At 40.0% G+C, this 14208-nt stretch carries 15 protein-coding genes and 1 tRNA gene; 3 read left to right on the top strand and 13 right to left on the bottom strand.

All coding sequences use genetic code 11. The features are described from left to right. Nucleotides 1–342: 342 nt before the first annotated feature. From FD725_RS00245 to FD725_RS00235, 3 genes are all read right to left on the bottom strand, one after another. Complete coding sequence (locus FD725_RS00245) at nucleotides 343–1005, bottom strand: hypothetical protein (protein ID WP_179046274.1); 663 nt, start codon at nucleotides 1003–1005, stop codon at nucleotides 343–345. Nucleotides 1006–1280: 275 nt separating this feature from the next. Continuing rightward, a tRNA-Ser gene (locus tag FD725_RS00240) sits at nucleotides 1281–1365 on the bottom strand. A gap of 79 nt (nucleotides 1366–1444) precedes the next feature. Next, the gene (locus FD725_RS00235; protein WP_179046273.1) at nucleotides 1445–2374 is read right to left on the bottom strand and encodes a TIGR04168 family protein; all 930 of its coding nucleotides are present in this window, start codon (nucleotides 2372–2374) and stop codon (nucleotides 1445–1447) included. A gap of 147 nt (nucleotides 2375–2521) precedes the next feature. On the opposite strand from FD725_RS00235, the gene nadA reads away from it, so the two are divergent. Further along, complete coding sequence (gene nadA / locus FD725_RS00230; RefSeq protein ID WP_179051364.1) at nucleotides 2522–3496, top strand: quinolinate synthase NadA; 975 nt, start codon at nucleotides 2522–2524, stop codon at nucleotides 3494–3496. 188 nt (nucleotides 3497–3684) lie between these two features. Next, the gene (locus tag FD725_RS00225; protein WP_179046272.1) at nucleotides 3685–4302 is read left to right on the top strand and encodes a Uma2 family endonuclease; all 618 of its coding nucleotides are present in this window, start codon (nucleotides 3685–3687) and stop codon (nucleotides 4300–4302) included. A gap of 183 nt (nucleotides 4303–4485) precedes the next feature. Here FD725_RS00225 and FD725_RS00220 read toward each other — a convergent pair whose 3' ends face one another. From FD725_RS00220 to FD725_RS00210, 3 genes are all read right to left on the bottom strand, one after another. Then, entirely contained in the window at nucleotides 4486–5379 is an 894-nt protein-coding gene (locus FD725_RS00220; RefSeq protein WP_179046271.1) for a hypothetical protein, read from the bottom strand. Nucleotides 5380–5591: 212 nt separating this feature from the next. After that, nucleotides 5592–5768 (bottom strand): type II toxin-antitoxin system HicB family antitoxin, encoded by a 177-nt coding sequence (locus FD725_RS00215; protein ID WP_179046270.1) that lies wholly within the window; start codon nucleotides 5766–5768, stop codon nucleotides 5592–5594. An 82-nt stretch (nucleotides 5769–5850) separates the two neighbouring features. Then, nucleotides 5851–6039, bottom strand: coding sequence for a hypothetical protein (locus tag FD725_RS00210; RefSeq protein ID WP_179046269.1), 189 nt, complete (start codon nucleotides 6037–6039; stop codon nucleotides 5851–5853). A gap of 134 nt (nucleotides 6040–6173) precedes the next feature. Here FD725_RS00210 and FD725_RS00205 point away from each other — a divergent pair, with 134 nt between their 5' ends. Next, nucleotides 6174–6386, top strand: coding sequence for a helix-turn-helix domain-containing protein (locus FD725_RS00205; protein ID WP_179051363.1), 213 nt, complete (start codon nucleotides 6174–6176; stop codon nucleotides 6384–6386). 2 nt (nucleotides 6387–6388) lie between these two features. Here FD725_RS00205 and FD725_RS00200 read toward each other — a convergent pair whose 3' ends face one another. From FD725_RS00200 to FD725_RS00170, 7 genes are all read right to left on the bottom strand, one after another. Continuing rightward, nucleotides 6389–7339, bottom strand: a complete 951-nt coding sequence (locus tag FD725_RS00200; protein WP_179046268.1) for a DNA cytosine methyltransferase — start codon at nucleotides 7337–7339, stop codon at nucleotides 6389–6391. A 173-nt stretch (nucleotides 7340–7512) separates the two neighbouring features. Further along, a complete protein-coding gene (locus FD725_RS00195) occupies nucleotides 7513–8637 on the bottom strand; it encodes a HindVP family restriction endonuclease (RefSeq protein WP_179046267.1) in 1125 nt (374 codons plus the stop codon). Between the two features lie 199 nt (nucleotides 8638–8836). After that, nucleotides 8837–9571 (bottom strand): HAD family hydrolase, encoded by a 735-nt coding sequence (locus FD725_RS00190; protein ID WP_179046266.1) that lies wholly within the window; start codon nucleotides 9569–9571, stop codon nucleotides 8837–8839. Between the two features lie 83 nt (nucleotides 9572–9654). After that, complete coding sequence (locus tag FD725_RS00185; protein WP_179046265.1) at nucleotides 9655–10683, bottom strand: 30S ribosomal protein S1; 1029 nt, start codon at nucleotides 10681–10683, stop codon at nucleotides 9655–9657. A gap of 466 nt (nucleotides 10684–11149) precedes the next feature. Next, nucleotides 11150–11257: a photosystem II reaction center protein T gene (locus FD725_RS00180; protein WP_179046264.1), complete on the bottom strand. Its 108-nt coding sequence runs from the start codon at nucleotides 11255–11257 to the stop codon at nucleotides 11150–11152. Between the two features lie 112 nt (nucleotides 11258–11369). Then, complete coding sequence (gene psbB, locus FD725_RS00175) at nucleotides 11370–12899, bottom strand: photosystem II chlorophyll-binding protein CP47 (RefSeq protein WP_179046263.1); 1530 nt, start codon at nucleotides 12897–12899, stop codon at nucleotides 11370–11372. 495 nt (nucleotides 12900–13394) lie between these two features. Then, nucleotides 13395–13721, bottom strand: a complete 327-nt coding sequence (locus FD725_RS00170; RefSeq protein ID WP_179046262.1) for a hypothetical protein — start codon at nucleotides 13719–13721, stop codon at nucleotides 13395–13397. Nucleotides 13722–14208 lie beyond the last annotated feature (487 nt).

Below are 14208 nucleotides of genomic sequence, written 5' to 3'. Positions count from 1 at the left end.
GGGATTTAAATCAGTTATCAGTTATCAGTTATCAGTTAACGCTGATATAGTGGGAGACTTAAATCAATTATCAGTTATCTTGACTGATAACTGTTCACTGTTAAAGTGGGGAACTTAAACCCAATTATCTTGACTGATAACTGTTCACTGATAACTGTTCACTGTTAAAGCTTCTCGCCTTTTAGGAGAGAGATTTAAAGAGAGATCAAAGTGTATTGCATTTAAATGAGAACTGCTATATTTCGCAGAATGGTTGTTAAAAGTCCAGATTCAAAAGCTAGCTAAGACTTTTGAGCCTGGAAAATTCCAACGCTAGATCGTTTAATCTATACACACATCAGCTTATGAATGTAATTCTGCAATACTGTTGGAGTGGGTTAATACTTTTGACAAATTTGTCTTTGTAGTTTCTAAAAGTGGTACACCAGTGTAGTCGTTGCTGCGTTGATCAGCTACTTCTCGCAGCTTAGGAATAAATTCAGCTTCTTTCAGGCGCATTCCCAAGGCAAATAAAGTTTCAGCCATATCATCTTTAGAAACCTTATTGTCTGTCAACTGCGAGAAGCGTCGATCTATTTCTTCTAAAATCATATCCCGTAACGCGGTAACGTCATCTTGTAATTGAACTTTAGTTTGAAAAATTTCATCTCGAATTGAGGTAGTTTGGCTATCTAAAGTCTCATCAAGAGACTGAAAGTTGTTAGAGAACTTTTTATTAAGTCGGTCAACTTGTTGTCGTAAGTCAAGAGTTTCTTCTTGAGTTGTGATGTTGAGTGACTTCAGCTTTTTCTCTAGCACTTCCAAACCCGTCTTTAGTTCAGCTGAAAAGTTTGACTTAAGTTGATCGATATGCGATCGCGTCTGTTGTTGCAACAAAGAAATATCTGACTCCAGCTTGCTAAATCGATTTTCGTAATCTCTTAGCTGTGTTCCCAGAATAATATCGCGGATCTGATCGATATTGCCAAGGCGTTCCCGTACATCGTCTCTACTCATTTGACTCATCAGTAAAACCTCAGAACTTGCTTTTAAGAAGTTAATGTTATTATTCCCATTTGTGTGACAAGTTATATCTTGAGGTTCATCATTGCTGATGAGAACTTAGCTTGGCTGTAGATTCACTGACTAATTTCTATTTTGATCTGTTTGACAGTTTTCTAGACGGGACAAAAGATTAACGCCAACACTTCTCGGTTAAAAATTAAGCAGTATTAGTATTGAGCCGAGATTTAAAGAATTTTCGACAAAGCGTACATCTAGAGTACGAATACCTAAAATAACGGAGAGGGGGAGATTCGAACTCCCGGAGGTTTTAGCCTCATCCGATTTCAAGTCGGACGCAATCGACCACTCTGCCACCTCTCCAGATAAACTGTCAACCTAGTATTTAACCTTAATTTGTCGGTTAGCATCAAAGCTGACAGATAATACTATAGCCTATCATCTACGCAGATGGTACAGTTGAAGCCGATTGCTTATACAAAATTTCCTCTTTTACCACCTGAAACTCTTCACCCACCCAAACTAAGGAAGCTTGCGTCACCACACCCGCTTCTAGAGAAACTAGAGAGAAATTCCGCAACTTTCCGGTTTCACTTTCTATAATTCTGGGTACACTGGCAGCATTGAGGTAAATGATCCCCTCTGGGCTTCTAAAGATGGGTTTTCGCAGTTCCTTTTTGGTGTGCCGCAGGGTATGGTGCATATGCCCAAATGTCACCAAGGAAATCTGTTTACCAGCCGTGATAGTTAGAGAAATTGCCTCGGCTAAATCTGGATCACCAAAGTCGCCGCCGACAGGATGCCAATCTTTGCCACAGGGGTCTTCTGGGCGATCGCCTAAGCCACTCGGCCCATTATGACCTAGAAAAATTATCGTGTCACAGGCGGCATTTTTCACTGATGCAAAGATTCTTAAGGCAGATTCTTCCAGACTTGCTACACCGTAACGGTCTTTACAGATATCAGCAAATCTCCATTCATGTCCACCCCAGCTAAAAGGACGACCCCCCACCACAGTTAAATTCCACTCCGGGAAATCCAGCTTGCTGTAACCCACATGGGCTGCACCGAATAAATCGAGTTGTGCTTGTACCCAGTCTTCCTTGGTGCGATCGTAAGGACATTTCTTGCGTCCCCATTCTGTCGCTGTGTACCAGGCATCGTGGTTGCCCATCACGGCTGCTTTGGGAATATCAACAGAAGCGATCGCTCTTACCACTTCCACCGACTCATTGCCAAAATCCCCGACAAACAGCACTAAATCAACACCCAGATGCTTGAGTGCAATACCATCTTCTACTTCCCACTGATCGTGGACATCGCCAACCACAGCAATTTTGAGAGTTATCAATTGAGATTTCTGACTGGTCATGCCACTTTCCTTGCCGTCTATCTCCAGGATATGAAACTCAGCCGCATTTGGACACAATTTAGGGGTATTAACCCACCCACTATTTTTGGTAAAAACTACTATAATTGATGGACACAACAAAATTTGCAACTGAAGCAACCCCTAACTGTGTTTACCACTGCATTTGCCCAACGGGAACAAACTCAACCAGGTGGACTACCACTAGATTTATTTGCGGCTATTGAGAGTCTTAAACAAGAACTCAATGCGGTTATTTTGGCACATTATTATCAAGAGCCAGATATACAAGATATTGCAGACTTTATTGGCGATTCGTTACAACTAGCAAGAGCTGCTGAAAAGACTAATGCAGATGTCATTGTCTTTGCTGGCGTTCATTTTATGGCGGAGACTGCTAAAATCCTCAATCCCGATAAGTTGGTACTTTTACCAGATTTAAATGCGGGTTGCTCTTTAGCAGATAGTTGTCCACCAGCCGAATTTGCCGCTTTTAAAGCTGCACATCCAGATCATTTGGTGGTTTCATACATTAATTGCTCTGCCGAAATTAAGGCCATGAGCGATATTATCTGCACCAGTTCTAATGCTGTGAAAATTGTCCAGCAAATCCCCCAAGAACAACCGATTATTTTTGCCCCAGACCGGAATTTAGGCCGGTATGTCATGGAACAGACAGGACGGGATTTAGTGCTGTGGCAAGGTAGTTGCTTGGTGCATGAAACCTTCTCTGAGAAAAAGATTGTCCAGTTAAAAATTGCTCATCCAGAGGCAGAGGCGATCGCTCATCCAGAATGTGAAAGTAGTGTCCTCCGCCATGCCAGTTTTGTCGGCTCTACAGCCGCTTTACTTAAATATTGTCAAACCAGTCCTAGCCAAGAATTTATCGTTGCTACAGAGCCAGGGATTATCCACCAAATGCAAAAACTAGCTCCCAACAAGCACTTTATTCCTGCACCATCCATAAATAACTGTGCTTGCAACGAATGTCCATTTATGCGGTTAAATACCCTAGAAAAACTCTACTTAGCAATGAAAAATCGTACTCCGGAAATCACCATGTCAGAAGATATCCGCCTTGCAGCTTTGCGACCAATGCAACGGATGCTAGAGATGAGTGTTTAGTTAGATTGTGTTTGTAAAAATTGTAGAGATGTTATCTAAACATCTCTATAATTTGCTTAATTATTATATTTGTGAACCCGCCCCTACCGTTTTGTGAGAAATGCAGGAAATATAGCCTTAACACGCCAGTAATAGCAATAGTCGCAGCAGTTCTCAAGTATAATTCAAGTATTGAAGGAAACAGTACCATGTTTCAACCTTTAGTCGAACCAATCAGCTTTGAAGAATTTATAGACTGGAAACCCGAAAATGGGAGATATGAATTACATAAAGGAGTTATAGTCGAAATGCAGCCAACAGGAGATCATGAGTTGGTCAGAGCTTTTTTGATTAGAGAACTCAACTTTGAAATTCGTAAGTTTAATCTTGCTTATTCAATTCCTAGTCAAGCATTAGTTAAAGCAGTAGATAAAAAATCAGGTTATATCCCTGATGTATTAGTATTGAATCTTCTTAACTTGGTTAATGAACCTGCTTGGAAAAAGTCATCAACAGTTTCTCAAGCAGAATCAATACCATTAATAGTGGAAGTTGTAAGTACCAATTGGCGTGATGACTATTTTCTGAAATTTGGTGAATACGAAGAGATGAGCATTCCCGAATATTGGATTGTTGATTATGCAGCTATTGGTGGTAAGCGATTTATTGGTAATTTTAAACAACCCACAATATCAGTCTATGTTTTAGTTGAAGGAGAGTATCAAGTTACCCAATTTCGGGGAAATGAGCGCATTCAATCACATACTTTTCCAGAACTGAATTTGACTGCTGAACAAGTTTTTCAGGCTGCTTTAGGAGAATATTAGAATTTAACTGAAAATGCCAATGATGGCAATTTGTCACTAGCAAATGCCATTTAGATATTAGCTAAATCTTCAGGTGTTTTGGAAAAATAGAATTTTTACACACAAAAATACTGTGTGTTAATCAATTTATTTGCAGTAACGATTATTGGCATTTATGGAAAAAGTAATAAAGTGAGCATATAATCACAATTTACTTTTCTCAGCTTCTTTTTGCGCTGCTTCACTATATTTCTTGTATAGTTGAGTGCGGATTTTTGCTTCCTGATGACGACTATGATCTGGTGGTACTGCATTCATTAAATCTGATGCTCGTTGCCACATAGCTGCTAGCTCTAACCATTGAGTTGAGGTTGTTGCTACTTTACCAGTCGCGGAGGCTTGATTAGCAATGCGCACAGCAGCAGCGAATGAATCATCAGATGTATCAGTAACACCATGATTAATTGTGTTACTTAGTACTGCCGATTTTTTCTTGTTAGTATTCGCTGTAGCTAGAGAACTGTGGTTGTCTGACTGCACTAAACTTTTAATTTGTTCGCCAAATTGGCTATAAACAACCCAACCAACCGATAGCAGTAAGCATAAACCAAATGCCGACTGTAGTCTGATTTTGGGTAATTTCTTGGGTTTATTTTTGTTATTTAAGGGCAAAAATTCCGGTAAATTTGCTTGTCCTACCTCAGCTTGCGCTGCTTGAAAATCGTTAATTAATTGCTTGATCACATTGGGCTGAGAAAGTGTAATTTCTTGTGACCAGAGTAATTGATTATCGCGATCGCGATCAATTTCCGTCAACCACAGCAATTGCTGTTCCCGAACAATGCGACTATTGATATTAACTCTGCGAATGTTGCGCGGTGCGATCGATTCCAGAATTTGCTCGATTTGCTCGACGAGTCTAGGTTGCTCAAGTTGTTCTACTTTAGCCGCCTCACACAACAGTTGTAAGACACCATCCGCAAAAACTGCCCTGATTCTCACCCCAGACTGAGTCAGTTTCTCATTTAATAGTTGAATAATCGCTGCAACGCTACCTTGGTGGGCTTGCCAAGCGATATCGTTTATTCGATCTAGCATTGGAGATTTATTGATAGCTTTTCTACCCTGATTTTTTTAACGGCATCACCAAACTCAGGCTTCTGTTCTACTGAACTTTACCTTGTCTTCGATTTTACGAGTAAAAATTTTAGGTTGCCACATAAAATCTTAAAAAATCTGGTGTAATCATACAACAGAAATACCTAATCAGGAAATTTAACCCCAAAAGCCTGATATCTACTGCATCACAACTATAATTTTGCAGTTTTCGGAAGGGGAAACTCTTCTAAATAAAGCTCGGTGGCTTCTTTGAGATTAGCAATAGCTTCTTCAATAGTTTCACCTTGGCTTGCTACTCCCACTTCTGGACACTCAGCCACATAGATATCTTCTTCCCAATAGACGATCGCTCTAAAAGTGTGAGTCATATCAGTTATTAATTTGTACTACTTGATTTTTCATTATTCTAGCGATCGCTCAATAGTTCTCCAAGCGATCGCTCGCATAGTTTTAATTCTGGATCAAGTCAAACACAATCAGGTGATTAGCTTTTGGTAGCAATCTTTGCAGAACCTGTAAATATCCATCTGCATCATGACGACGATGAAATCGAGCTACTACCAAACGTTGCATATCCGGTAACTGACGAATAACACACCAAGGATGAATATTTGATTTTGGCTGAGACGTTGATATCATAGAGCAATCCTTCTCATTTTTGTGAGATGTGATTATATGGTGCGATCGCTCTCAAGTTTTCCAGGCAAGACGAGCGATCGCTTTTAGTGTACACAGATATTATCGGGCGCATACGCACCCTTGTCAACCATCAAATGGGTCATGTCAGGCTGCGAATTCGAGAACTAGCTCAACAGAAAGGTTGGACATTAAAAGAAGTAGCTGACCGTTCTGGAGTCAACTACAATACAGTTAAAAGTTACGTTCAACGTGATGTGTTAAATACGGTTGACTTAAGTGCAGTCTACAAGATAGCTCGTACTTTTGAAGTGCCTATTGAAGACTTGATAGAAGTGGTGGAAGAGTAGAGTTAATCTGAACAGCATACGGAAGAAACAATGTTAGGTAATTGCAATGATTTGTTATTAGAATAATCTTCTCTATATTCAAGTATGCAACGGGCAACATATTCGGCTAGCTTGACAGGAACAGCATTACCAATCATCTGTTCTAAATTTGATTTATTCCCATTAAACTTAAACGTTTTTGGAAATGTTTGAATATAACTTCGTTCAATTGTAGAAAGAGGGCGCAGGTTCTCATTAACATCACAAGCATCGCCTTCATGCTTTTTATATGTTTTGGGAATAGGACGATTGACTCCCCGAACTGTTGGGCTAGGCTCATATATACTGAAAATACCCCTTCTCTTATAGCTTCTTGGGTGACGATAAAAATATTCAACACCTAAATCATTACCAAGATAGTCAAAAATACTCATAGCTTTCTTGGATTGATGTTTTATGAGATAATGGTTCAGAACATCATCTTCCCCATGAAGCTGACCAATCATAAAGTACCGTTTTCTAGCTTGTGGAACCCCACAGTAGCTTGCATTTAAAATTGAACAAGTTAAACCATATTCATTTTGACGAAATATTTCTAAGACTGGTTGTAAAACCTGACTTTTAGCAATTCTGTCAACATTTTCCATAACAAACCATTTAGGCTTAATTTGAGAAATAATATTTGCAAACACATAAGTTAAGTCTGCTCTTCCAAGTTTTTCATCTCGTTTACCCGCACTTGAGAAGTCTTGGCATGGAGGCCCACCAATAATTATTTCTGGATTAAAATTGGAGATTAATGTACATATATCTTCTTGTAAAAGGTCTTTCTCAAAGATAGGATGTTGGAAGTTTTGCTCATAAACTTTAATTGCTGGAAGCCAGTAATCAAAAGCTGCGACCAAATCGAAACCAGCATTTTGAAATCCTAGTGATAAACCTCCACAACCTGCAAATAAATCTACTGTTTTCATCTTTGAGGGGATAGCTTGATAATAGCGACGTACTAATCAGGTATATAACTATTAAATCCTGAATATACTAAAGTTAGTGTATTAAAAAAATGATTACTTTAAACTTGCATATTTTTGCAGAGACTTAAGTTTTATGATTTTTACTTACGTTTAAGCGTATTTTCACTGTTTAACTAATAGTCTGGCATACTCGGTACTTGTATATCGAATATATCTGGTGAGTTGACTATTATAGCATCAAATCTTCTCTCAGGACTCAATAAATTTTGACCACCTCCTAAAATGATTCTTTTGATTTCTTGTTTTTTAATTCTTGGCTGCTTTAAAGCCGCAGATTTCATATAGACGTGAGTAACTCTACCACTGACCGCAAATGCCTTGTCATTTTTCGTATTATAAGAAAGATTATCTATAATTCTGCGATGATTAAAAGAGCCATTAATACTAAAGTCAGATAGCATTTTAAATAACCAAATAATTGTTCGCGTATGTCTAGAGATATTTCTTATCCTGCCGTATGCACTAATTTCTATTTTTGCTAAATCTATAAATAATCTAGTAAAAGCAAGGTTACTCCAAACGAAAACATCTAGGCAATTATCAGATAAATTTGGGGATTTTCCTTCTGTTTTCCAGATAGGCTGCATGAGAAAAGGCTTTTGAACATCTAAAATTGAAAGTGCGATCGCATCTATACAATCAATCATATCTGGAATATAAGGTATTACAGAAATTGCTTCTGTCCAGTCAGTAATGTTTGCAAACTTTTCAGTAATTACACTGCCAATAATAGACGGGTTGAGTCTGAAATTTTCTACAATACTACACGCTAAATAAACTATAGTGTCTGGTCTGACGACAATTTCACAACCATAATAATCTTCTGCTAAATCACAGGTTGTATTATCTGGTAAGGCTGTCAATTTAATCTCAATCGGCTGTAAGCAAGAACCTAAATCTCTCGCTTGTGTAACTAGGTCAACACCTGGGAGATTTCCAATTAAATATTGTTGATATGGTGTAAACTGTGTTTCAAAAGCATAGAAAAGATTATCGGAGTTTGGGTTGATTCCGTAAAAGCTGGCTGTACTAATACTCGAATGATCAACTTTAAGATTTGAGTTGAGCTTGATGTATATATTATCAAGATTTAAACTATGTAGGTAAGAACAAAGCGAAGCTGGGAAGGAAGAATTAAAACAATTTTTTCCCCAAGCTTCTTTTTGTGTAAAATCTCGGTTTGAGTGTTTTAATCCAAATAATCCAGGCTGCTGATTTAGCCTATTCTCTAAAAACACAGGGTATAGCTACTAAAAACATCTTAACTAGTTAGTTTTTTGTATCATTTGTATTGTACTATGCACACCCTAATTTAGGGTATTGCTAACACAATTAAAATTGTGGTTACTGGAGACATATAAATATTAAGGTATAAAACATCTAATTCTCAGATGCAGCACCCAAAGCCTCAAAAAATGACGTTCATTCTCAAACCCATCAACTTCCCACAACTTGAATTTGATTGAGCTGATTAATCACCACATCTGCACCATGAACATGATCTAATTTACCTATCCAAGTGATACCAATACAACCTGCAGCTTGAGCATGACGCGCCATTTGCATATCACCGACAGCATCACCCACCATTAATGTCGTACTTGGTTCTACACCTAAAACTTGACAAGCTTGCAAAAATAATCTGGGATCTGGTTTACTAACACCGTTATCTACACCGATTTGCGCTTGGATGTAATCACTTAATTGGTGGTGTGCAACAAAATCGTTAACTTCTGCGGTTGTAGCTGCGGAAACAATACCCAGTTTGAGGTTAGCTGTACTCAGAGATTGTAATAGTTCCAACACACCTGTAAAGAGTGGTGCTGGGTCTGTACCGAGATATTTTTCTGCATCATCTAAGGCTTGACGAGCTATTTTTAGTGATTCAAACCACCCTCTCCCGGTTTCGGCGACGTAGGCGGCGGCGGCGATTTCTGTTTCTCGACGGCTGGCGACTGCGACTATACCTGCGGGGTCAAGGGTATCACCATTCACACCAAAAGCCATTAATAATGGTTCGCCAATGCCGGGTATTTGAGCATCTATTAACCGTGCTGCTTTTTGGGCAAGCGATCGCAAATAAACTTCTGAGTTCTCCAATGTACCATTTTTGTCAAATAAAATTGCTTGAATATTAGTAAATGTGATGTCTTTACACTTAATAGTTGCCATAGATTTGCACTCCCTAAAAATTTAAAATAAAAAAAGAGGGATAATCCCTCTTTTTAAAAATGATTTGATGTTATTGATCAATATTACTCTTCGATCGCTGCTGGAATTTCTTCTTCTACTTCTAATTCTTCAGTAGCGGGTGGAATTTCTTCTTCTACTTCAACAGCAATATCTTCTACAGCTTCAACTTCAGCCGCTACAGGAATACCTTGCTGTTTAGCCAGCAGTTGTTCTCGGTATTTAGCTGCCATTTCTTCGGCTTTATCGTAAACCAAATCACGGTTTTTGATCATGTCTCCGGGTTCTGGTTCTAGCTGTTTGGTAGACAGTGAAATTCTGCCTCTTTCCGCATCCAAGTCAATAATCATGACTTTCACTTCGTCATTGACATTGAACACGCTATGGGGTGTGTCGATATGCTCATGGGATATTTCGGAGATGTGTAACAAACCACTCACACCACCAATATCGATGAATGCACCATAAGGTTTAATACCGCGAACTGTACCGATTACCACTTCCCCTACTTCTAGGCGGTTCATCTTGCGCTCAACTAAGGCGCGACGATGAGATAGAACTAGGCGGTTACGTTCTTCGTCTACTTCTAAGAATTTTAGGGGTAATTCTTCGCCGACTAATTCTTCTTTGGGTTTACGGGTACTGATGTGAGAACCAGGAATAAAGCCACGCAATCCTTCAATTCTCACCAAGGCTCCACCACGGTTCGTAGCGAATACACCGGAGCGTACAGTGGCATCTTCTGCTTGCAACTGTCTTACACGCTCCCAAGCGCGCATATATTCGATCCGCCGGATGGAAAGTGTGAGTTGTCCATCTTCGTTTTCATCGGTGAGGATGAAAAATTCCCGTGTTTCGTTGGATTGTAATACCTCTTCCGGGGCATCTACCCGGTTGATGGACATTTCTTGAATGGGTATATATGCTGCTGTTTTAGCACCTATGTCAATCAGAGCGCCGCGCGGTTCTATACTAAAGACTGTACCTGGGACAACGTCACCAGGGCTGAAGTGATAGTCATACTTGTCAAGTAGGGCAGCGAAATCCTCGTGAGTAAATCCAATTTCAGTAGCGGTTAAGTTCTGATTGACCATGCTGTTGTGTTCCTGGTTCTAGTCTCCGTAAAGGTTATGCCATAATTGCGATGTGTATGCAACTGCCTGAGTGGTAGTGTACAACTGTATCTTTGTCTAATGCTAGCGCAGAAAACCTAGTGTTAACACATATCAACTTCCAGACATACAATTATATCACGATTTTTTGTAGATTGTTTATTAATAAATTTCTCAATCAAAAAGAATCTATTATTCTCTACATCAGCTTATTACTGAGCTTTAGATCCTGAATCAGACATTTTGAGTAATAAATTTATGTTGAATATTTTTAGAACTTACACAATAGTCAATAGTCAATGCTCAAAAGCAGCCAGCCGTTTGTGGGGGTTTCCAGCGTAAGTCCTAATTTTATGAGTGAAGCTAAGAATTAAAATGTCCGCCGTTTTTTTGAGAAAAACGACGGATATTAGTTTTATGGAACTTTAAAAGCTGGGTATTGACTACCTTACTTTTCTTCTTCTCTATTAATGCGGGGAGGTTCGCGGAATGCGATCGCAAAAAAGAGAACACCTAATGCTAGGGTCAAAATCAAAATGTAAGCTACGCTTTCCATATTAAAAACTCCTGCTTGTCCAGCGAGTAATTAAAGTTGTGAGTGCTGAGTGCTGAGTCCTGAGTAATGAAGCTGAACTCAGTACTCGTTACTCATAAATCAGCACTGAAAATTAGAGAGCTTCCTTCCGGCGGGTTGATTTATCACCAACTTTCTGGAATAGACCCCATTCTACTTGTTCTTCTAGATCCGCATCCACACCAGCGAATACGTCTCGGTAGATTGTCCGAGCGCCGTGCCAGAGGTGACCAAAGAAGAATAGTAGAGCGAATACAGCATGACCAAAGGTAAACCAACCTCTAGGAGATGTCCGGAATACACCATCAGAGTTTAAGGTTTCTCGATCAAATTCAAATATTTCTCCACCTTGAGCCTTACGAGCATATTTCTTCACTTCGGCAGGATCAGTAAAGGTTTTACCATTCAAATCGCCACCGTAGAAGCTGACAGTTACGCCAGATTGCTCAAAGCTATACTTAGATTCTGCCCGACGGAAGGGGATGTCAGCGCGGACAATACCATCAGCATCGGTCAAAATCACTGGGAAAGTTTCAAAGAAGTTAGGCAGACGACGTACAGTCAATTCTCTGCCTTCAGAATCTTTGAACACTGCATGACCTTGCCAAGATTGGGCAATGCCATCACCCTTAACCATAGGCCCTGTACGGAATAGACCACCTTTAGCGGGGCTATTGCCGACATAATCATAGAAAGCTAGTTTTTCAGGAATTTGCGCCCAAGCTTCGGAAAGGCTTGCACCTTGAGCTACGCTATTTTGGACACGACGGTCAATTTCCTGACGGAAGTAGCCTTGATCCCATTGATAACGGGTGGGGCCAAACAGTTCGATGGGTGTGGTAGCGTTACCATACCACATAGTACCTGCAACCACGAAAGCTGCAAAGAACACTGCCGCAATACTACTGGAAAGTACGGTTTCAATGTTACCCATCCGTAGAGCTTTGTACAGTCTTTCGGGTGGTCTCACAGTCAGGTGGAATAAACCAGCAATAATACCTACGATACCTGCGGCAATGTGGTGAGCTACTACACCACCAGGGTTAAATGGGTTAAACCCATCTGGCCCCCATTCTGGTGCTACTGGCTGCACGCTCCCTGTCACGCCATAGGGGTCAGAAACCCACATTCCTGGCCCGAATAAACCTGTCAGGTGGAAAGCACCAAAACCGAAGCAAAGTAAACCAGATAAGAACAGGTGAATGCCAAACATTTTTGGCAAATCTAAAGCAGGTTCACCAGTACGAGGATCTCTAAAGAGTTCCAAATCCCAGTAAACCCAGTGCCAAACGGCAGCTAGGAATAATAAACCAGAAAGAACGATGTGAGCTGCGGCTACACCTTCAAAAGACCAGAAACCAGGGTCAGTTGCTGGGCCACCAGTCACGCTCCAACCGCCCCAAGATTGGGTAACACCTAAGCGCGACAGGAAGGGTAATACGAACATCCCTTGTCGCCACATGGGGTTAAGAACTGGATCACTGGGGTCATAAATAGCTAGTTCGTATAGTGCCATCGAACCAGCCCAGCCTGCCACCAGGGCTGTGTGCATCAAGTGTACAGAAATCAGTCGCCCTGGATCATTCAGAACAACTGTGTGTACTCGGTACCAGGGTAGTCCCATCGACTACGCTCCTCCTCGATGAGTTATGTTTACAAAACAATTTTCTTACTTTAAGGTTCCAAGGTTGGAAGCCTCACCTCGGACTTCTCTGAATTTTTTTATTACCAGAGTCTGATCCTGACCATATCTGAATCTAGTGAGCTTCAGACAGTGGTTTTTTAGCAACTGCTAAATCACTCCGGGGGATTAATCCTGTAGTGTAGCGATCGCCAAGTAAAAATGAGAATGTTTTAAAAAGTGTAACTATTGATGGAACTGTTTGCAAGCGGGTCAGTCGATGCGATCGCGTAGCCAGTAGGATTTATCCTGCTACACATCAGCGTTATGACTGATTTTTTATGTGTTTAAGAATCTTTACAAATGGGGATGAGGTAGTGCTGAGTGATGAGTGGGGTTTTCTTGCTGACATCCTTACACTCACAGCATTTCATGTTAATCATGATACACGTAAATTATGTAGAGACTTTGCAATGCAACGTCTCTACTGTTTCTGAACTACTGAACTACTAAATGGATATTTTGCAAATGGCATTTTGCCTCAGCTGTACCAAGGCGTTCTATGACTTGTTCGGCTGTGATTAAGCGCTTTAGTACTACTTGGCCGATGGTTTGGCTAACGGTGGATGATGTAATTGGCTTTACTTCTACAGTGATGACAACTTCTTCTGTGCGGTAGAGCCACATCAACTCGTTGTTTTCCACTAGACAAATGTTGAGACGCTGAATATCCGGTGGTCGTCTCCAGGCGGTTATCTGCCATAATCCATCAGATGCCCACACTCTACCAATAATCCATCCTTCAGAGAGAAAGAAATATTTCACAGTTTTAGTCTCACTTTTTTGACTTTTAATCTGCTGTTTACAGTCTATTTATCATCTGGAGTTGATGATTTATAAACATGAGATTTATTAATCAAGCCATTAACCCAAGTTGCTAGTGATGTAGATGTAGTTTCTGGTGGCGGTAATTGGTAATTGCTAATTCCTAATTGAGAGAAATCAATTCTTACCCATTACTCGTTACCTATTACCAGTCCTGATATTGATAACTAGTAACTTACGTTATTATGATTAATTTTAGGTGATGCTATATTTCCTAAATTCGGATGCCGACAATATCCCTGACAAATATAAATTTACGATAGTTCTACTCAAAAACAGAAAATTTCCCTAAGTCGAAATCATCTATTTTTCAGTATTATATAGGGTGTGTTCGGCATAAGTGGTAACGTACCAGAAGCCTTGCTTTAAGTGCATTACCCTGATGCTAATACACTCTACGTGTATTTCTAAAATAAAATATGAGTCT

The organism is Nostoc sp. TCL26-01 (genome assembly GCF_013393945.1).
Classification (GTDB): domain Bacteria; phylum Cyanobacteriota; class Cyanobacteriia; order Cyanobacteriales; family Nostocaceae; genus Trichormus.
Note: the sequence above shows the minus strand (reverse complement) of the source record. Positions and strands in the feature narration are given on the sequence as shown.